The organism is Shewanella sp. M16 (assembly GCF_018224605.1).
In the GTDB taxonomy this organism is placed as follows: Bacteria; Pseudomonadota; Gammaproteobacteria; order Enterobacterales; family Shewanellaceae; genus Shewanella; species Shewanella oncorhynchi.
In genome coordinates, this window is the sequence record NZ_JAGTUL010000024.1 from 16876 (window position 1) to 36637 (window position 19762).

Annotated in this window: 15 protein-coding genes; 11 read left to right on the plus strand and 4 right to left on the minus strand. The window is 45.3% G+C overall.

Annotated features, from left to right (window positions below; all coding sequences use genetic code 11):
• Positions 1–196: 196 nt before the first annotated feature.
• Both cmoB and cmoA read right to left on the minus strand, forming a co-directional pair.
• Positions 197–1189, minus strand: coding sequence for a tRNA 5-methoxyuridine(34)/uridine 5-oxyacetic acid(34) synthase CmoB (gene cmoB / locus KFE26_RS15800; RefSeq protein WP_212600976.1), 993 nt, complete (start codon positions 1187–1189; stop codon positions 197–199).
• Positions 1186–1917, minus strand: coding sequence for a carboxy-S-adenosyl-L-methionine synthase CmoA (gene cmoA / locus KFE26_RS15805; protein ID WP_212600977.1), 732 nt, complete (start codon positions 1915–1917; stop codon positions 1186–1188). Before cmoA ends, cmoB begins: the two co-directional genes overlap by 4 nt.
• Before the next feature lie 150 nt (positions 1918–2067).
• On the opposite strand from cmoA, the gene KFE26_RS15810 reads away from it, so the two are divergent.
• From KFE26_RS15810 to KFE26_RS15860, 11 genes are all read left to right on the plus strand, one after another.
• A complete protein-coding gene (locus KFE26_RS15810; RefSeq protein ID WP_212600978.1) occupies positions 2068–4878 on the plus strand; it encodes a transporter substrate-binding domain-containing protein in 2811 nt (936 codons plus the stop codon).
• Positions 4879–5062: 184 nt separating this feature from the next.
• Positions 5063–6841 carry an aspartate--tRNA ligase gene (gene aspS, locus KFE26_RS15815; RefSeq protein WP_212600979.1) on the plus strand — a complete coding sequence of 593 codons (1779 nt, stop codon included), beginning with the start codon at positions 5063–5065 and terminating at the stop codon, positions 6839–6841.
• A 229-nt stretch (positions 6842–7070) separates the two neighbouring features.
• Positions 7071–7817: a YebC/PmpR family DNA-binding transcriptional regulator gene (locus KFE26_RS15820; RefSeq protein WP_006081744.1), complete on the plus strand. Its 747-nt coding sequence runs from the start codon at positions 7071–7073 to the stop codon at positions 7815–7817.
• A gap of 120 nt (positions 7818–7937) precedes the next feature.
• Positions 7938–8459 carry a crossover junction endodeoxyribonuclease RuvC gene (gene ruvC, locus KFE26_RS15825; protein ID WP_006081743.1) on the plus strand — a complete coding sequence of 174 codons (522 nt, stop codon included), beginning with the start codon at positions 7938–7940 and terminating at the stop codon, positions 8457–8459.
• Positions 8456–9073 (plus strand): Holliday junction branch migration protein RuvA, encoded by a 618-nt coding sequence (gene ruvA / locus KFE26_RS15830; protein WP_006081742.1) that lies wholly within the window; start codon positions 8456–8458, stop codon positions 9071–9073. Before ruvC ends, ruvA begins: the two co-directional genes overlap by 4 nt.
• A 47-nt stretch (positions 9074–9120) precedes the next feature.
• A complete protein-coding gene (gene ruvB / locus KFE26_RS15835; RefSeq protein ID WP_028759854.1) occupies positions 9121–10125 on the plus strand; it encodes a Holliday junction branch migration DNA helicase RuvB in 1005 nt (334 codons plus the stop codon).
• A 746-nt stretch (positions 10126–10871) separates the two neighbouring features.
• Positions 10872–13448, plus strand: a complete 2577-nt coding sequence (locus tag KFE26_RS15840) for a TonB-dependent siderophore receptor (protein WP_212600980.1) — start codon at positions 10872–10874, stop codon at positions 13446–13448.
• A 223-nt stretch (positions 13449–13671) separates the two neighbouring features.
• Complete coding sequence (locus KFE26_RS15845; protein ID WP_028759856.1) at positions 13672–14352, plus strand: response regulator transcription factor; 681 nt, start codon at positions 13672–13674, stop codon at positions 14350–14352.
• A gap of 226 nt (positions 14353–14578) precedes the next feature.
• Positions 14579–15706, plus strand: a complete 1128-nt coding sequence (locus KFE26_RS15850) for a M14-type cytosolic carboxypeptidase (RefSeq protein WP_105252564.1) — start codon at positions 14579–14581, stop codon at positions 15704–15706.
• A 12-nt stretch (positions 15707–15718) separates the two neighbouring features.
• The gene (locus tag KFE26_RS15855) at positions 15719–16036 is read left to right on the plus strand and encodes a hypothetical protein (protein WP_028759858.1); all 318 of its coding nucleotides are present in this window, start codon (positions 15719–15721) and stop codon (positions 16034–16036) included.
• The gene (locus KFE26_RS15860; RefSeq protein ID WP_113940384.1) at positions 16033–16314 is read left to right on the plus strand and encodes a YeaC family protein; all 282 of its coding nucleotides are present in this window, start codon (positions 16033–16035) and stop codon (positions 16312–16314) included. The genes KFE26_RS15855 and KFE26_RS15860 overlap by 4 nt, the downstream gene beginning before the upstream one ends.
• 305 nt (positions 16315–16619) lie before the next feature.
• Here the strand turns inward: KFE26_RS15860 and ansA are convergent, their stop codons facing one another.
• Both ansA and sppA read right to left on the minus strand, forming a co-directional pair.
• Positions 16620–17633 carry an asparaginase gene (ansA, locus tag KFE26_RS15865; protein ID WP_006086774.1) on the minus strand — a complete coding sequence of 338 codons (1014 nt, stop codon included), beginning with the start codon at positions 17631–17633 and terminating at the stop codon, positions 16620–16622.
• A 137-nt stretch (positions 17634–17770) separates the two neighbouring features.
• Positions 17771–19618 carry a signal peptide peptidase SppA gene (gene sppA / locus KFE26_RS15870; protein ID WP_212600981.1) on the minus strand — a complete coding sequence of 616 codons (1848 nt, stop codon included), beginning with the start codon at positions 19616–19618 and terminating at the stop codon, positions 17771–17773.
• Positions 19619–19762 lie beyond the last annotated feature (144 nt).

The following is a 19762-nucleotide window of genomic DNA, read 5'->3' on the forward strand; positions in this document are numbered from 1 at the left end:
TTCTGGATGTCAACGATAAGGGTGGGAGTCGCCAATGTATTGTTATTCAAGGAAGGAGTGACAATGATCTGCTGAACACTTACATATTCCAGATTAACTAGAGGAATGGTGATCTTTCGGCTTTTGATATCAGCCATTACTAACTCAAACCCTGAGGACGCAATGACTGATATCCGCTTACTTCAGACTGAAAAGGTTAGTTTAAATCCAGATTAGGCTGATTTTTTACCGCGATAATCGTGGCGCGTTTGGGCGCAGGATAACCTTCAACCGTTTTGGTTATGTCGTTAGGATCTAGGTATTCAACCAGTGATTCGTTGGGCATCCAGTCGGTACGGCGTTGCTCGGCAAGGGCTGTGACATCGGTATCGACACAACGGATATCAGTGAAATCACACTTCTTTAACCAGAGCATGAGCGCGGCAACAGATGGAATGAACCATACATTATTCATTTTGCCATATCTATCTTGAGGCACGAGTACGGCATTTTCGTCGCCATCTATCACCAAGGTTTCTAGCACGAGCTCACCACCGGTGCGCAATTGATCACGCAGCTGTAACAAGTGATCGATAGGCGAACGTCTGTGATATAAAACGCCCATGGAGAAAACAGTGTCAAATGCATCGAGCGGTGGCAGCTCTTCAATACCCAATGGTAACAGGTGTACAGGGTGATGTGTGCCCGCTAAACGTTTGACGGCTTCAAACTGACATAAAAACAACGGCGAAGGGTCGATACCGACGACACGTTTGGCACCTGAGCCCAACATGCGCCACATGTGATAACCACTGCCGCAACCGACATCGAGCACAGTGCGGTTTTTCAGCGGCGAAATATGTTGCTTAACGCGGTCCCATTTCCAGTTACTGCGCCATTCGGTATCGATGTGGATGCCATGAATGTGGAAGGGGCCTTTACGCCATGGCATAAACAAACGCAGCAGGTTTTCAAGCTTCTCTTTTTCGCCTGGGCTAAGTTGCTCGCCGCTACCGACGGTCACGCTATCAACAAAATCCACTTGGTCGGGTGCTTGATAGTGCAGCTTGTTGAGCACTTTTTCCCACTTTGGCAGGTTGCCGTGTTTATGTTCCCGTTGCCACTTGCCTAAAATGCTCGGCAGGGTTTCGAGCCAGTGCTGTAGATTCGAATCGGCGATTTGTTGGTAAAACGAGCTAAAGCTGATCACTTGATGGCCACCATAGAAGCAAAGTTAAAGCATTGGAACCAGAGACTAAAGTGACTAAAGCCTTGGCGGGTGAGTCGTTGTTGATGCGTGGTTAAGGTGTCGGGCTTCATGACATTTTCCAGCGCACTGCGTTTTTGGCTGATCTCAAGTTCGCTGTAACCATTAGCGCGTTTAAAGTCCAAATGTTGCTCTTCCAATAAGGTTTGGATAGGAGCATCTTCGAAGCGAATTTTTTCTGACAGCACTAATATCCCGCCGGGATTCAGACCTTGATAAATCTTTGCTATCAGGGTTTCTCTGTCTTCTGGCGGTAAAAACTGCAATGTAAAATTGAGTACCACCAATGACGCATTTTGAATATCGATATCGCGAATATCACCGCAAACCAGATCGACATCCGTATCGCTGACATAGGCATTCAGGTTCTCTTGGCAGCGTGCGACCATAGATTCACTGTTATCTACAGCAATAATGCGACATTGGCGGCCTTGGATTTGGCGACGAATACTTAAGGTCGCGGCACCGAGTGAGCAACCCAAATCGTAAATTTGAGTATTTGGCATGACGAAACGATCTGCAAAATCGCCTATGGTATTGATAATTTGCGTATATCCAGGCACTGAGCGGCGGATCATGTCACTGAAGACGCCTGCTACACGGTTATCAAACTGGAAATCGCTAATATGCTCGCTCGCTTGAGCGTAGATAGTGTCTTGAGAAACGTTCATCTGAGATTTTTCATGGGAATTCAACTGTGCATTTTAACGAATCAGAGCGATTAGCAGCAAGTCTCATGCTAGTAATTTGCGATAAATTTTTGTCTAATACTTAATAGATAACAAAATCGTTACATGTACATCAAGTACTAAGGGCTCAACTTGAAGTTTGTGATCCACTTAATTGTGATCTTGTGCAGCTGTTTTTTGAGCATAACAGGGCAGGCAAGTCCGTTGTCCTCTGAGCCATTAATCATCGTTATGGGTGAGGATAGCTTTCCCTATCAATATGTCGACAACGATGGCGAGCCGACTGGATTACTGGTTGATTTATGGAAAGAGTGGGCTAAACACAGCCATACCCAAGTGGTTTTTGTGGCGCGCCACTGGCACGAGTCCCTTGATCAACTGCGGCAAGGTAAGGCGCAAGTGCATATCGGCATGGGGAAAACCCCAGAGCGAGAGCAAGAATTTGATTTTGCAGTGCCCATTGCGGATGTGGGTACTTTTTTGTATTTGCATAAATCCTTGCAGGGCAAAAAATCCATCAAAGAACTGATCCCCTTTCAAATTGGTGTGGTAGCGGCTTCATCCCATGAAGCGGAATTACACCGTATCGAACCGCAGCTTGTGTTTAAACGCTACGAAAGTCGTGAGAAATTATTGGCAGGGGTCGCCGCGGGCGAGATCGTAGTCTTTGCGGGGTTAGAAGGCTATTTGAAAGATCCCGACTCATCCCAAGAGATTGCCGCAAACTTTCCCAATACTGCCCGCCTTCAAATTAAGGCGATGCAGTTTGTACCCGCAGTTCAAAAGGGCAATCTTGCATTAGTCGATAAAATCAATAAAGGTTTCACTGCGCTCGATGCGCACTTTATTCAGCAAACGGAGCGACGTTGGCTTGGCTATCAACGTCAACAAGCTGGACTCGTTATTTCGATGCAACTGGGCGTCGAGCCTTTTGTGGACCTAGGGGTCGATGGTTTACCCCATGGTTTGTATGTGGACATATGGCAGCTTTGGTCTGAGAAAACGGGTATTGCCGTTGATTTTATTTCTGGTGATATGAACTCCAGCGTGGACGATGTTCGTCGCGGTCTCGCCGATGCCCACATAGGTTATCCTGAAAGTGATGATGTTAAAACGGGCCTTACTCAGGCTTGGCATTTATATACAGTGAAGAGTCGACTCTTTCTCTATCAGCAACAGTTAACCGATTTAGACAGCTTAAAAGGTAAACGTATTGGTGTGGTACCGACAGCGCCTTATTTGGTGGATTTGCGTAAAGCGTTACCTCAAGTGTCACTGCGTTATTACGACAGTATGGATGCCATGGTGGCGGGGGCGAGGTCTGGAGAAGTTGTCGGTTTTATCGCCGCGGGTGCATGGACATCCCATTATTTACTGCTCAATAAAGGCTGGTCTGACTTTAGCCAGTATCCTGATCTCGAATTTAGCACCAACATTTATGTGCTGACCCGTAGCGATGATGCTGGCCTTACACAGAGGATAGCCAATGGGTTTAACAGTATTAGCAATCAAGAATTTGCTGAGATTGAACATAAATGGATGCTCAATCCTAAAGATCATGTTTTTACCCAAGCTGAGCGTCATGTCAGCTTAAGCCTCGCTGAGCAGGCCTATGTGGAAAGCGTAGGTGAGCTCAAAGTCGGTTATCTAAAACAATGGCCACCGATGGAGTTTATGGATGAACAGGGTGAGTTTGCGGGGATCAATAGCGATATCGTCAAATTGCTCAAGGAACAACTCAAACTTAAGCTCACGCCCGTTGCCTTTGATGATTGGCATTCGTTAATCGAGGCGTTGCAAAAGGGCGAGGTGAGTTTAGCCGGCAGTGTCGCGCAAACGGCGGAGCGCCAGCAGCGTTTAGCGTTTAGTGAAGCCTATTGGCCATCGCCGTGGGCCTTAGTGTCGCAACTGGAACAAGTCTCGGTTTTTAATATTGCTCAGCTCGCAGGTCAAAGGGTGGCCGTGGTTGAGGGATATCATTTAGTGGCGCAATTGATGAGTCTGGAGCCTTCACTCAAGTTAGTCATAGTGCCAAATACGCAGGCCGGATTAGCGGCGGTGACGAATGGCAATGCGGATGTGTTTATCGATAAAGTGGTGACTTTAGCTTCTGAGCTTAAAACCAGCCACTATCCGACACTGAAAATGTCGCTGCTCAGTGATCTCGCTGATCAACACAGTCATATTGGTGTTTATCCTCAATTTGCGCCGCTGGTGCCGCTGATTAATAAAGCTTTGGCTTTGGTTGATGCTCAACATCAGCAAAAAATATATACGCGCTGGGTGTCATTTTCTGTGGCGACAGAGAGTGCTAAATATCTGCAATGGCTGCGTTATATCGTGTTTGGCGTGATAATCTTGTGCTTAGTGATGGTGGCGGTGTTATTAGTGAATCGCCGCTTAAATCGTGAGATCACCCAGCGATTGGTGGCAGAAAAACGTTTGTTGCATGTGGCTAATCATGATGCTTTAACTCAGTTGCCCAATCGTGCCTTACTTGATGACAGACTAACCCAAGCTTTGCTATCTCATCGCAGAGAACAGGCACATTTCGCTTTGTTATTCATCGATCTCGATGGTTTTAAACAAATCAATGACCAACACGGTCATCCTATTGGCGATGAATTACTGGTACTGGTCGCCCAAAAGTTAACCAAGGTTATCCGTGGATCAGATACCGTTGCGCGATTTGGCGGCGATGAGTTTGTTATCCTGCTAAATCGTGTGCAAGATCTCGATGCTGCAACCCAAGTTGCTGATAATATTCTACAGGCACTGTCGAGCCCTTTGCTTATTCAAGGCGTCAGTGTCAGCATAGCCGTCAGTATTGGCGTGGTGATTTACCCCCGCGATGGTGACACAGCGATAGGTTTGTTGAAAAAAGCCGATCAGCTTATGTACCAAGCAAAAAGTAGCGGTGGGCGTTGTTATCGCTCAGCTTGATGTTTTTTTGAACGCTCATGCTCAGATAGTGCGTTCGCCTCTAGTCAAGGGCGTAAAACTGTTTGATACTTCACCGCCTAAGAGTGAAGTACTTTGGTAATCGGTATTATTTGACTATAATGCCGCTTTTATCTCGTTTTGATTATTTCCAAAGCACCGGTTTCCGGATAAAGGATAGAGTTAGATGCGCAGTCATTATTGTGGAGACGTCAATAAGTCTCACGTTGGACAAGAAGTTACCTTGGTAGGTTGGGTTAATCGTAGCCGTGATTTGGGTGGCGTTGTCTTTTTAGATTTAAGAGACAGAGAAGGTCTCATCCAAGTGGTCTATGATCCAGACTTACCTGAGGTGTTCAATGTCGCCAGCACGCTGCGCGCCGAATTTTGCGTTCAGGTCAAAGGCTTAGTTCGTGCCCGTCCTGATAGCCAAGTCAATGGTCAAATGAAGACGGGTGAGATTGAAGTCTTAGGTCAAGCCTTGACGATTATCAACGCTGCCGATCCACTGCCATTGAGCATGGATAACTACCAGAACAACAGCGAAGAGCAACGTCTTAAGTATCGTTACTTAGATTTACGTCGCCCAGAGATGGCGCAGCGTTTAATGTTCCGCGCTAAAGTGACCAGTTCTGTGCGTCGTTTCCTCGATTCAAACGGTTTCTTAGACATAGAAACCCCGATCCTGACCAAGGCTACCCCAGAAGGTGCCCGCGATTATTTAGTACCAAGCCGTACTTATAAAGGTCAGTTCTTTGCCTTGCCACAATCACCACAGCTGTTTAAACAGCTGCTGATGATGTCAGGCTTTGATCGTTACTATCAAATTGTAAAATGCTTCCGTGATGAAGACTTACGTGCCGACCGTCAGCCAGAATTCACCCAAATCGATATCGAAACCTCATTTATGACGTCCGAGCAAGTGATGGCGAAGACCGAAGAGATGATGCGTGGTCTGTTCCTTGAAATGCTGAACGTCGATCTCGGCGAGTTCCCGCGCATGACTTACAACGAAGCGATGCGTCGTTTTGGTTCAGATAAGCCAGATTTACGTAACCCATTAGAGCTGGTGGACATTGCCGATTTACTCAAAGAAGTCGAATTTGCGGTATTCTCTGGTCCTGCGAACGATGAAGAAGGCCGTGTTGCTGCACTGCGTATTCCGGGCGGTGCTGCGCTGTCTCGTAAGCAAATCGATGATTACACTAAATTTGTTGGCATCTATGGTGCTAAAGGCTTAGCGTGGATGAAGATTAATGACCTAAGCCTTGGCTTAGAAGGCATTCAATCACCTGTGCTAAAATTCTTAAACGAAAGCATAGTCAATGAAATCGTGAGCCGCACTGGCGCGCAAACTGGTGACATAATCCTGTTTGGTGCAGATCAGGCGACTGTGGTTGCCGAATCTATGGGCGCACTGCGTCTTAAAGCGGGCGAAGATTTCAGCTTATTGCAAGGTGAATGGCGTCCACTGTGGGTAGTTGACTTCCCAATGTTTGAGAAAATCAACGGCAACTTCCACGCGGTTCACCATCCGTTCACCGCACCGCGCGGCGTAACGGCAGCTGAACTTGAAGCTAACCCAGCAAATCGCGTTTCTGATGCTTACGATATGGTATTAAACGGCTGCGAATTAGGCGGTGGTTCAGTACGTATTCACAACCAAGAAATGCAGTCTGCGGTATTCCGTATTCTGGGCATTACTGACGATGAAGCCAAAGAAAAGTTCGGCTTCCTGTTAGAAGCGCTGCGTTACGGCACACCACCACATGCTGGTTTAGCGTTTGGTTTAGACCGCATCATCATGCTGATGACGGGCGCAAGCTCAATCCGTGATGTGATGGCGTTCCCGAAAACCACCACTGCCGCTTGTCCGTTGACTAACGCGCCTGGTTTTGCCAATCCGCAGCAGTTAGCTGAACTTGGTATTGCTGTGGTTGAGAAAGCTGTTAAAGCGGAAGACTGATCTTTTGTAAGAGGGCTTTGTAAGGCGACTTTTGTAAATCGACCTTATTCAAAGTCAGTTATTTTTAGTCGTACCGAAAACCGAGGCATGAGCCTCGGTCTGTTTTAGTGAACCGTCATTTCTTTGCTTATCATATCTGTTAGTTCAATTCTAAATAGCCGTTATTCAATCCATTACACCTCGGCTCTTGATAAGCTATGCGATGACACCTCAGTTAAGGAGACTTCCCATGGCAGGTCACAGTAAATGGGCCAACATTAAGCACCGTAAAGCAGCTCAAGATGCTAAACGCGGTAAACTCTTTACTAAATTCATTCGCGAATTAACCGTCGCAGCCCGTGAAGGCGGCTCAGATCCCGATTCCAATCCACGATTACGTGTCGCCATTGATAAAGCCCTCGGCGGCAATATGACCCGAGATACGGTTGAGCGTGCGATTAAACGCGGCGCCGGTGAGTTGGAAGGTCAGCAACTCGAAACCATTCTCTATGAAGGTTATGGCCCAGGCGGCACCGCTGTGATGGTCGAAACCATGACGGACAATCGTAATCGGACTGTGAGCGGTGTGCGCAATGCGTTTAGTAAATCGGGCGGTAACTTAGGCACGGATGGGTCGGTTTCTTATCTGTTCACTAAGCGTGGGGTGTTATCCTATGCGCCGGGAACCGATGAAGATGCATTGATGGAAGCGGCGCTTGAAGCGGGTGCGGAAGATATCGTCAGCTATGATGATGGCGCGATTGACGTCTTCACCGATCCCGTTGATTTCTATATGGTGAAAGATGCGCTCGATAAAGCGAGTTTTGTGGCAGATAATGCCGAAATCGCGATGATAGCCTCGACGAAAGCTGAGCTTGATCTAGACACAGCCGAAAAATTTATGCGCCTTATTGATACCCTTGAAGATCATGACGATGTGCAAGAAGTGTATCATAATGCGGAAATCTCCGATGACGTGATGGCAAGCCTAGGTTAGATTGACTGTGAGCTGGATTTGGGCGTCAATGTAGGTCAATTTCAGCTCGCACACGCTAACGTAGGACACTCGCTAACCTAGGAACTGAGACGAACATTCAGATCCCATATAAGGCATGTAATGGCAATTATTTTAGGTGTTGACCCAGGTTCACGGATCACAGGCTACGGCGTGATCCAATGTCAGGGGCGGCATCAGATTTACCTCGGCAGTGGCTGTATTCGCACTTCGTCTGAAGAGCTTCCTGGTAGGCTCAAGCAAATTTTTGATGGGATCACTGAAATTATTCGTCAGTATCAACCGGACGAATTTGCGATTGAACGGGTATTTATGGCAAAAAATGCCGATTCTGCGCTCAAGCTTGGCCAAGCACGCGGAGCGGCCATTGTCGCCGCCACTGTCGCCAATTTACCTGTGGCGGAATACAGTGCGACTCAAATTAAGAGCGCAGTCGTGGGTACGGGGCGAGCGCAGAAAGCCCAAGTACAACACATGATCCAACAACTACTTAAATTACCTGCGGCCCCACAAGCTGACGCCGCAGATGCACTCGGTGTTGCTGTGTGTCATTATCACACCAGCCAGAGTTTAATTGCATTGAGTGGCCGGGCAACGGCAAGAACATACGGACGGTACAGATGATAGGTCGTTTACGGGGCGTGCTCGTTGAGAAACAAGCACCAGAAATTTTGATCGATGTTAATGGTGTTGGTTACGAGTTGCAGATGCCGCTTACTAGCTTTTATGAGCTGCCTGAAGTTAATCATGAAACTATGGTCTACACCCACTTTGTGGTGCGTGAAGATGCACAGCTACTCTATGGTTTTATCACTAAGCAGGAAAGGGCGTTATTTCGCTTACTGATCAAGACCAATGGTGTCGGTCCCAAGCTCGCACTGACGATTTTATCAGGCATGACAGCCGGAGAATTTGTGGGCTGCGTTGAGCGCGATGACATAGTGACCTTAGTGAAATTACCGGGAGTGGGTAAGAAGACCGCCGAGCGGTTACTGGTAGAAATGCGCGATAAGCTCAAGAGCTTGATGGAAGCCTCAGCAGGCTCAGAGCGTGAGTTCGTGCTGCAATCCAATTACTCACCCGCACCGACAGTCAATAGCGCCGAAGAAGATGCTATTTCAGCTTTAATTTCGCTGGGTTATAAACCGCCGCAGGCGAGCAAATCGGTTTCTGCAGCCTACAAAGAGGGCATGGATTCAGAAACTCTGATCAAAGCCGCCCTTAAATCGATGCTTTAATTGAACAATGATGATAATTAAGATGAAAGCTGCGATAAGGAATAATAATGATTGAGGCAGACAGACTCATCCAGCCGCAGATCCAAGCTCAAGATGAATCCATCGATAGGGCGATGCGCCCTAAAATGCTCGATGAATACACGGGTCAAGATGACACTCGGGCACAGCTTAAGGTGTTTATTCAAGCGGCAAAGAATCGTAATGAAGCCTTAGATCATATGTTGATTTACGGTCCGCCGGGATTGGGTAAAACCACCTTAGCCATGATTGTTGCGAACGAGATGGGGGTGAACATTAAATCCACCTCGGGGCCTGTGCTGGAAAAAGCGGGCGATCTAGCCGCGCTTTTGACCAATCTCGAATCCGGTGATGTGTTATTCATCGATGAAATCCACCGATTAAGCCCTGTGGTGGAGGAGATTTTGTATCCGGCGATGGAAGATTATCAGCTGGATATCATGATAGGTGAAGGGCCGGCAGCGCGTTCCATCAAACTCGATTTACCGCCGTTCACTCTAGTGGGTGCGACAACACGGGCAGGAGCTTTGACTTCACCACTTCGGGCGCGTTTTGGGATCCCGCTACGGCTTGAATTCTATAACATCAAAGATTTAAGCACCATAGTCACGCGTTCGGCGCAGGTGATGGAACTGGATATTGATGCTGAAGGTGCATTTGAAATCGCACGCCGTTCACGTGGTACACCGCGGATAGCTAACCGACTGCTTCGCCGCGTGCGGGATTACGCGCAGGTGAAGCATGATGGCGCTGTCACTAAGTTTGTTGCAGACCATGCACTAGACTTGCTGGATGTCGATAATGAAGGTTTCGATTACATGGACCGCAAGTTACTACTCGCCATTATCGATAAGTTTATGGGTGGCCCAGTTGGACTCGATAACTTAGCAGCAGCCATAGGCGAAGAACGCGAAACCATTGAAGATGTGCTAGAGCCATTTTTGATCCAGCAAGGCTTTATCCAACGCACGCCCCGCGGCCGTATTGCAACCGCACGGGCATATCAACATTTTGAGTTGATCAAACCCGAGTAAACATCAGTTTGATGATACAGACTATAAGAGGCGACCTAAGTGGTCGCTTTTTTTATAAAGAAAATTTGTTCTTGAATGTGGTCCGTATGAGATGTAAGTCATTTATTTAAGAATAAGAAATAGTGAGTGTTTAGAGGGATTGGAAGCTAATACTTATATTCAAAATTAATAAGCAAGATCAGTAACAAATAGTCATTTCAAAGGCGTGTAGAATTATTTGTACCTTAATTGTTAAACCATAATTTTAGACGTTGTTAAAATGCATAATTAGCACAATTGATACATAGTGTATCTCTGTTTTAATGCAATTTATCTATGTTTATCGGTATTTTAGCGCTTTGGCTATCTGTGGATATTGCTAGATATGCAGATTTAACAATAGTTAATCAATACGATGTTCTTTTAGATAGCTTTGATAAATATTTAAAAGTGTGACTTGAGTCACATTTTTAAATGTACAAAATGTTGCCGATATATTTTTTGTTAACAGTGCTAAGATCTGCCTAATTCATATTTTGTAGTAACTAACTCTGTTTTTGTGTGTAAAAAAAGGGTATTAAAAAATAACCGTCAAATTAATTAACCAAATAAATCACAATAATTAACAATATGTTTTTTATTGGTTAAAATTTTGAGCATTGACGGAGTTAAAGTGAATCCTCAGTATCAGGTGCAACACTAGTACAGCAATAACTGTACAAGCTGTAAGCATAAAAATAATAGTAAGATCTAGGGAGCATTCATACATGATCAAAAGAACTAAAGTAGCGTCAGCTATTAACTTAGCTATCGTTGCATCTATCACTACAGGTGCATTTGTTACGTCAAACGCATTTGCTGCTGAAGAAAAAGCAAAAGTTGAACGTATTGAAGTGACAGGTTCACGCATTCAACGCCAAGATATGGAAACAGCATCTCCTGTGACCGTTATTGATGCTGCAACGATTAAAGCGGAAGGCTTTACATCGGTTGACCAAATGTTGCAAGTACAGACTTCGATGGCGGGTGCGGCAGTGGGTTCAACCACAAACAACGGTGCTGACGGGGTTGCCCAAGTTGACTTACGTGGTATGGGTGCAGAGCGTACGCTTGTGCTACTGAACGGCCGCCGTATGGTGAACTCTGGTTCTGGTGCCAACAGCTCTGTGGATTTGAACTCAATCCCTGTTGCTATGATTGCTCGAGTCGAGATCCTGAAAGACGGCGCTTCTGCTGTTTATGGTTCAGATGCCATTGCAGGTGTGGTTAACATCATTACGAAGAAAGACTTTGAAGGTTTCCAATTAGACTTTAACGGTAGCAGTACAGACAAAGGCGATGGCGAAAATGGTGAGGTCAGTGCGCTATACGGTTTTAATACCGATGGAGGTAATTACACCTTCGGCGCTGCTTATTCAGATCGTCGTGGTGTGATCCAATCTGATCGTGATTGGACGAAACCAGGTTCTAGCTCTTTTGTCCCTAATGGCGCATTCCTAGGTAATGAACTAGATGAGAATGGTCAGCCAGTGCTTGACGAAAATGGTAAGAATGTACAGGAAATGAAAACTCTCCAAGGGCAAGAATGGGGAGCGATGCAAAATGGTTATGATTTTACTAAAGACAGTTGGTATCAAACGCCAAGCAAACGTTATAGCTTATTTGCAAATATGACCCAGGAACTGGGTAATGATCTGGTGTTATCAGGTGATATTTTATACACCAAGCGTAAGTCCGATCAGCAACTCGCCGCACAACCAGCAGATATCATGCTTAATGTATGTGATGCCGCAGGTGTGCCTGCTGGTGCACCTTGCATAACACTTGATAATGCTATGGTTGCAGGTGGTATTGAGGCCGATAAAACAGGTCGTGTTAACTATCGTCGTCGGACTAATGATGTTGGTGCTCGTGTATATGAGCAAGATACTGATACATATCGTATTTCAGGTGATTTAGCTGGTACACTAGATGTTCATACTGGTATGAACTGGGACGTGTCTTATACCTATGGCAAGAATAAGGCTTCAACCTCTGTCGCGAATTCGATTAATGCCACTAAAATGAAACAATCTGTTTATGCTAATCCAGATGCTTGGTTTAATGGTCAATCATTAACTCAAGATATTATTGATGATGTGGGTTATTTTGAACAAGCTAATGGCGGCAATGAGCAACACACTGTAGCAGGTGTATTGAGTGGTGAGCTATTTGATGTAAGTGCTGGTGCAGTCGGTTTTGCTATCGGTACTGAGTATCGCCGCGAGAGTGGGTATTACAATCCTGATCCAGTAGTGATTGCAGGTGATAGCACTGCGGCACAACAGGATCCAACTGATGGTAGTTACGATGTCATTTCTGTCTATCAAGAAGTGAGTGTGCCCTTCACTGAAAAATTAACGGGTGAATTCGCATTACGTTTAGACGATTATTCAACCTTTGGTAAAGCAAGCACTTGGAAGATAGGTTTAACCTATGCTGCGACCGATGATTTGATGGTTCGAGGCGTGGCCGCAACGGGCTTCCGAGCTCCTAGTGTCAGTGAACTATACGGTGGTAACACTGGTTCATACGATTATTTAGATGATCCTTGGGGCAATGAGCAAGATCCACAAATTTTAGTGAATTACACGTCAGATCCTGATTTGAAACCAGAAGAATCTGAGTCTTACACTGCTGGTTTAGTATATTCACCTAGTTATGTTGAGGGAATGTCTGTCACATTAGATTATTGGCGTTTTAAAGTATCAGATGCGATTACTCGTTTAGATGCGCAAGCTGGTTTAAAAGATTGTCATGCTGGTGATGAAATTGCGTGTGAGACCTTTAAGATCACGCTTGATGGTAATTTGGATAACTTTACTAATCCATTAACTAACGTGGGTAGCCAAGATACTAGTGGTATCGATTTTAATTTAGCCTATAGTTTCGAAGGCTTAGGTTTAGATTGGAAAATTAACAACGATACGACTTATTTGATTAATTTTGAGCAAGAGAGCAAAACGTATACAGGTACTATAGACGGTAACTTCGGTGCTTATGCTCGGGTTCGAAATAATTTCAGTCTATCTGCGGGCCAAGGAGATTGGAGCCTAATGTACTTCAACCGTTATATTGGTGAGATGTCTGATCTTGCTAAAGGCTACGATGTTGATGCAGTGCTATACCATAATATTGCTGGTACTTATCATGTAAATGATATGACTACAGTTAGTTTAGGGGTTAAGAATTTCACAGATGAAGAACCTTCTCGTGTTTCTAACGGTAGCGATGGCGGCACAGTTCCACAAGTTTATGACACAATCGGCCGCGTGATTTACGGTGGTGTAACTGTTAAATTCTAAGCTAAGTTCAGACTCTTAGTTTCTAAAAAGCGCCTTAGGGCGCTTTTTTATTGGGAGTTTACGAGATGAGTTTAGAGTCGCTAATCATCCGTTAATTGGTTGTTAATATCGTATTTTGTTCACAGTTTTCAACATCACACTTCTTCACTAATGTAATAGCGCTAGAGTCGTCTCGATTCGCATGGTAATATAAATGATATAGATTCTCGTTTGGGCTTTAAGGATGAGTAAAATACTCTTGGTCGATGATGATCCATTGTTTAGCGTGTGGTTAGCTGATGCCTTGTGTACGCAAGGGCATGAGGTTAAGTGTGCGGTTAATGGCATCGAGGGTCTGGCATGCATTGAAAGTTTTGCTCCAGACATCATAGTGCTTGATTTAGTGATGCCACAGATGAATGGATTTGAGTTGCTAAAAGCGCGTGAATGTTCAACGCCAGTATTGATGATTTCAGCACGTGACAATGAAGATGATCGCATCACTGGTTATGAATTGGGGGCAGATGATTTTCTGAGTAAGCCGTTTAGCATAAAAGAGATTTTTGTCCGCTTACGAGCCTTAGAGCGGCGTCTCTGTGCCGGTCACTCTCACTCGCCGCAAATGGCGACTGTGGCGGCTAAAGTGATTAACTTCGATGAAATGAGTTATAGGATCACTATTGGTACCCGCTATGTCGATTTGACCCAAACCGAGTTTAAATTATTTAAATATCTTTTTGAAAGAAAAGGCCAAGTCATCACTAAGCAAGAGTTGCAGCGCTCAGTGCTACAGAAAGATTTGGGCCGATTTGACCGCAATCTGGATATGCACATTAGTAACACTCGCCGCAAGTTAGCTAACATCAGCTTGCCGCGTAACTTGATTAATACAGTACGAGGCCAAGGTTATAGTTTTATGGTTTAATATCTTCATTAACTTATAGTGAAAGGCTCTTTTTTTTGTGGATTTTAGGCGTGTTAACTGGTTAATTAAAGGCCGATTGCAAGTGTCTTGACTGAATTTAATGGCTTTCGTTTTCCCCTTGGGATGTTTTGGTTTATTCTATCGGCCATATAATAAAATGTGCCGTGTGATATCTGTCGCACGCCATTAAATTGCCCTTAGTTTTAACAACCTATTAGGAATCATTATGCGGATCAGTGCCAACTTTGATGGCGGAAATATCCAAGTCGTCAATCTTGATAATAAAGACGATATTCAACTTGCTATCCGCCCTGATGCGGGTGGTGAGTTTTATCAATGGTTCAATTTTCGATTTGAAGGTGAAGTGGGTAACCATTACACCTTGAATATTATCAATGCGGGAACCGCTTCTTATACCAAGGGATGGGAAGATTATCAGGCGGTGGCCAGTTATGATCGCCAGCATTGGTTCCGTATTCCGACTCAATATCAAGACGGTAAACTGAGCATTAGCATAGAGTTAGATTGCGATGCCATTCAAATCGCTTACTTTGCACCCTACAGCTATGAGCGTCATTTAGATTTACTCAGCGGCGCCCAGTTACACCCAGATGTCAATTTAGAGCATTTAGGCCTGACCTTAGATGGCCGCGATATTACTCTGATGAAAGTAGGGAATGGCGATCCTTCTAAACGCAATATTTGGATCACCGCCAGACAACATCCGGGTGAAACGATGGCTGAATGGTTAGTTGAAGGCCTAGTGAATCGTTTACTCGATAATGACTGTCCCACGGCAAAGGCGCTGCTTGATAAGGCCAATTTCTATATAGTGCCCAACATGAATCCCGATGGCAGTGTCAGAGGCCATCTGCGCACTAACGCGATTGGGATTAATCTTAACCGCGAGTGGCAAACACCGAGTTTAGAAAAAAGCCCTGAGGTATATCACGTCGTCAACAAGATGCAGCAAACGGGTGTTGACCTGTTTTATGATGTGCATGGTGATGAAGGCTTACCTTATGTGTTTCTAGCGGGTTGTGAAGGCGTCCCCGCTTATAATGATAAACTCGCGCAGCTGCAAGCGGACTTTAGTCAAGCATTGACCTTAGCCAGTGCCGATTTTCAAACTCAGTATGGGTATGATAAAGATGAGCCCGGTCAAGCGAATCTGACCGTAGCGTCTAATTGGGTTGCCCAGACCTTCAAGTGTTTATCAAATACCCTTGAGATGCCGTTTAAAGACAATAACAATCTGGCCGATCCTTTTGTGGGTTGGTCACCAGAACGCAGTATTTATTTAGGTGAAGCATCGCTAATTGCCATGCTCGCCGTTGTTGATAAGTTACGTTAGGGCGAGGCTGATATGGCATTAATTGAATGTCCGGTGTGTCGTAAACGTATGTCGAGCAAAGCGCCTTCATGCCCCCATTGCCAAGCAAAAACCGATGGCGACAATGAGTCCTTATCGCGCATTAGCCATATTCAAAAGTCCAGCAGCTTAATGAATCAGAGTTTCGTTGCTATGACCTTGTTCATTGCTGGTGTGGTGATTTGGTTTTGGGGTGGGGAACCCGCCGAAGGTATGCGTGCGAATATCGCCGGAATATGCTTTGTGTTTGGTTTTGTAGGTTATCTCATTACACGAGTCAGAATCGTGTTACATAAGCGGAAAAGTGTATGACGGATATCAATCAAGTGATCGACCAAATGCCCGTTGAAGTCTATGAAAGGCTTCGCAGTGCTGCAGAGCTGGGTAAGTGGGAGGATGGTACTGTGTTGAGTGAGACTCAGCGTGAATCGACTCTGCAGGTGGTGATGTTGTATCAAGCACGTAAGCTTGAGCAAACAGAGCATTTCACTATTGCATCTGACGGTAAAATTAATGAGCTGTCTAAGGCCGAGCTGAAAAAGCAATTCCGTGGTGAGCCAATTGCCGGCTTTAAAGCGCAGGATTTATAATTTCTGACTGGCCGTACTGATTGGCATGTAAGGGGTGTTTTATTATAGGTATTAGGCGTAAGTCTGAGGTTAGCAAGGGGATTGGCATTTTATCTTTTGTTAGTGATATCAAGACTAACATTGATTTGATATCAAATAACTTCAATGCAAATCTTGGTCCGCAAAAGTCTTAAAATAAATATTCATTTAGTGCTGTTTAGTCTGAGCTGAAATCTAGTCTGAGTTTAAATCAAAAAAGCCCATCAAATATGGGCTTTTTTGTTGCTAGCGTTTGAGGGCAACAAACAGATTAGAAGACACTATCTTTAATCTATGCTCAGTTCACCGACTAGATTTTGTAACATGGCTGCCTTTATCTCAGCTGGTTGCAAATTTTTAGATAGCAAATAATGCAGTTTTGCTAAGGCCGCTTCTATAGTCATATCGGCGCCACTGATCACGCCTGCTTTGGCTAATGCATTGCCTGTGGCGTAGCCGCCCATATTCACCTTACCTTGGAAACATTGGGTTAGATTCACCAGCACTATGCCACGTTCATCTGCTTGCCTTAAGGTTTTGAGTAAGGCGGCATCCTGCGGCGCGTTACCCACACCAAATGTCAGCAGTATGAGGGCTTTAACTGGCTGTTGCAGAATGTTCTCAAAAATCTGTGTTGAGATCCCTGGATATAAGGTCACCACACCGACAGGTTGCGGACTGATATGAGCGACTTCTAATGGGGTATCGTTGGCGACGGTGATTTTGCCTGCGCGCAGATTGATTTTGATCCCCGCCTCAAGCAGTAGCGGGAAGTTGGGTGAGGCGAAAGCATCGAAGCCGTCGGCGTGGGCCTTAGTCGAGCGATTACCCCTAAAGAGTTTGTTATTGAAGAATAAACACACTTCCGCAACTGGATAATTCGCCGCAATATAGAGTGAGTTCAATAAATTAGTTTGGCCGTCTGAGCGCAACTGGGCGAGAGGAATTTGCGAGCCCGTCACTATCACAGGTTTTGACAAACCTTGCAGCATAAATGACAGTGCCGAAGCTGTGTACGCCATGGTATCTGTGCCGTGAAGGATCACAAAGCCATCGTACTTATCGTAATTGGCTTGTATATCGTCGGCGATCATCTGCCAATCGGTTGGTGCCATATTGGAAGAGTCGATAAGCGGGCAGTATTCGTGGATGACGAATGTCGGCATTTCTTCATGGTAAAACTCAGGCATAGATTGCACGCACTGAGTTAGGAATCCCGCGACGGGAACAAAGCCGTTATCGGTCTTTTGCATACCGATGGTGCCGCCAGTATAGGCAACATAAATGGAGCGTTTAGTCATTCTTGTCGTTTTCTTAGCTTCAAGTGGCCGAATTATACGATTTTACTGACATAAACCCAATAAAAAAGCCCGGAGATCCGGGCTTTGTCTTTGTCATCATCTTGAAGTTGCGAGCTGCAACCTAGACGCTAGCAGATTTAGTTCATCATATTGCAAGTATCACAGTAGATGTAGACGTTATTTGGATCATCAAAAGAGGTTAACGTTTTCAAACTGCTAGTCCACTGTTGTAGCATTTGCTCTAACATCGATGACTGACTTAGTGAGGCGGGCAGGTAGCTCGATACTGAGGCAAACATCTGCTGTATGAATTTTTGTTCGGGTGTCAGCTCTTGTTCGATGACGCGGGTGTCAAATAGCGTCATATCCGCGAGTTTAGCGGCTTTAGCTATGGCTTCATCTACATCACCCAGTTCATCGACTAAGCCAAGTTCAAGAGCCTTTTTACCGCTCCACACACGGCCTTGAGCAATCTTATCGACTTCTTCTATGGTCATCTTACGTTCTTTAGCGACCAGGGAGATAAAGTCCGAATAGCCGCGTTCAATATGACGTTGGATAATCGCTTCAATCTGGGGGGAAAGTGTGCGGGTAACAGATAATCCTGCCCATTCTGAGGTCGATACGCCATCGGTATGCACGCCTATACTGGCCAATGAATCTTCAAAGGTAGTAATCATGCCAAAGATCCCAATCGAACCCGTGAGCGTCGTTGGCGTTGCGAAGATATAGTCGGCACTGGCTGAAATCCAGTAACCACCGGATGCGGCTAAACTGCCCATGCTCACAACCACGGGTTTACCTGCTGCTTTAAGTGCCAGTAATTCTTGACGAATTTGCTCAGAGGCAAAGGCGCTACCGCCAGGGCTATCAACACGTAATACTAAGGCTTTAATGTGCTTATCAAAACGTGCCTTACGTAGCAGTTCGGCGGTGCTTTCGCCGCCAATTTGGCCCGCAGGTTGAGTGCCGTTCAAAATTGTGCCACTTGCCACAATAATACCAACACTGTCTTGCTCTACAAAGTTGGGTAATGGTGTCACTAAGGTCAAGTAATTATAAAAACTGACTTGCTTGAAACTGTCACCACTGCTGGCTTTTCCTACGGTTTCTAGCATGGTTTTACGAAAATCTTCTGTGGTCGCTAGGTTATCAACCCATTTCATGTTAATTGCCATTGTGGCTGAATCGCCATTGGCCTTATCGAGCTCTGCCAAATAAGTGGTTGCGTCGGGCACCAGAGAATTCGGTTCGATATTGCGATTGCCAGCAACCGTTTGTGTGTAGCTTTGCCATACATCGGCTAATAGTGCACTACTGGCTTCCCGCGCAGCATCTGACATATTGTCACGTATGTAGGGTTCAACCGCAGATTTAAAGGTCCCCACGCGGAAAATATGCGCTTTGACTTTGAGTTTTTCTAAGGCCGATTTGAAATATTGGTTGTACATACTCAGGCCATCAAGCGAGACACCGCCTTGGGGATTGAGGTAAATGGTGTCGGCAAAACTGGCGAGGAAATATTGATTTTGCTCGTAGTAGTTGCCGATGGCGATGACTTTTTTACCGCTCTCTTTAAAGCGATTGAGTGCATTTCCGATAGATTGTAGTTTGCTGATCCCAGCACGTTTAAGATCGACCAGATCGAGCACTAGTACGCTAATACGTTGATCTTGCGCTGCATTGTCAATGACATAAAGCACATCGGCGAGTAGGATTTCACCATCGGCGTTGGCATTTTGGCCTTGTTTGAATGCGGCTTCTAAGGGATCGACTTGTTGTTTCTGATCGACAATAGAGCCTGCTAAATTAAGCACCAGTGCCGAATTATCTTCAACTTGGATATCTTCGCTACTGCCAATGGAGATAATGATCGCGGCTAAGAGTCCAAAAAAGATTAGATTGAGGATGAGTTTACGCGTCCCGTTCAGGGTGTGCCAAATAAACAAACATATTCTCTTGAAAAACGATGGGTTAGCGGACATCTGCCACTCCTTTATAAGTCCAATCTGCCAATGCTAACTGAAAATGGCGCTACAGGCTAAACACAATTGTAAAGGATTTTGACTGATGGCCTCGATCCAACGGTTGAGCTTAGATTTGACACAAGGTATGCTGATTTAAATCAC

What these genes read in the sequence shown, in the direction of transcription:
- cmoA (WP_212600977.1), bottom strand. Translation starts at nt 1,917, where the DNA reads ATGAACGTTTCTCAAGACACTATCTACGCTCAAGCGAGCGAGCATATT.
- aspS (WP_212600979.1), top strand. Translation starts at nt 5,063, where the DNA reads ATGCGCAGTCATTATTGTGGAGACGTCAATAAGTCTCACGTTGGACAA.
- KFE26_RS15820 (WP_006081744.1), top strand. Translation starts at nt 7,071, where the DNA reads ATGGCAGGTCACAGTAAATGGGCCAACATTAAGCACCGTAAAGCAGCT.
- ruvC (WP_006081743.1), top strand. Translation starts at nt 7,938, where the DNA reads ATGGCAATTATTTTAGGTGTTGACCCAGGTTCACGGATCACAGGCTAC.
- ruvA (WP_006081742.1), top strand. Translation starts at nt 8,456, where the DNA reads ATGATAGGTCGTTTACGGGGCGTGCTCGTTGAGAAACAAGCACCAGAA.
- ruvB (WP_028759854.1), top strand. Translation starts at nt 9,121, where the DNA reads ATGATTGAGGCAGACAGACTCATCCAGCCGCAGATCCAAGCTCAAGAT.
- KFE26_RS15840 (WP_212600980.1), top strand. Translation starts at nt 10,872, where the DNA reads ATGATCAAAAGAACTAAAGTAGCGTCAGCTATTAACTTAGCTATCGTT.
- KFE26_RS15845 (WP_028759856.1), top strand. Translation starts at nt 13,672, where the DNA reads ATGAGTAAAATACTCTTGGTCGATGATGATCCATTGTTTAGCGTGTGG.
- KFE26_RS15850 (WP_105252564.1), top strand. Translation starts at nt 14,579, where the DNA reads ATGCGGATCAGTGCCAACTTTGATGGCGGAAATATCCAAGTCGTCAAT.
- KFE26_RS15855 (WP_028759858.1), top strand. Translation starts at nt 15,719, where the DNA reads ATGGCATTAATTGAATGTCCGGTGTGTCGTAAACGTATGTCGAGCAAA.
- KFE26_RS15860 (WP_113940384.1), top strand. Translation starts at nt 16,033, where the DNA reads ATGACGGATATCAATCAAGTGATCGACCAAATGCCCGTTGAAGTCTAT.
- ansA (WP_006086774.1), bottom strand. Translation starts at nt 17,633, where the DNA reads ATGACTAAACGCTCCATTTATGTTGCCTATACTGGCGGCACCATCGGT.
- sppA (WP_212600981.1), bottom strand. Translation starts at nt 19,618, where the DNA reads ATGTCCGCTAACCCATCGTTTTTCAAGAGAATATGTTTGTTTATTTGG.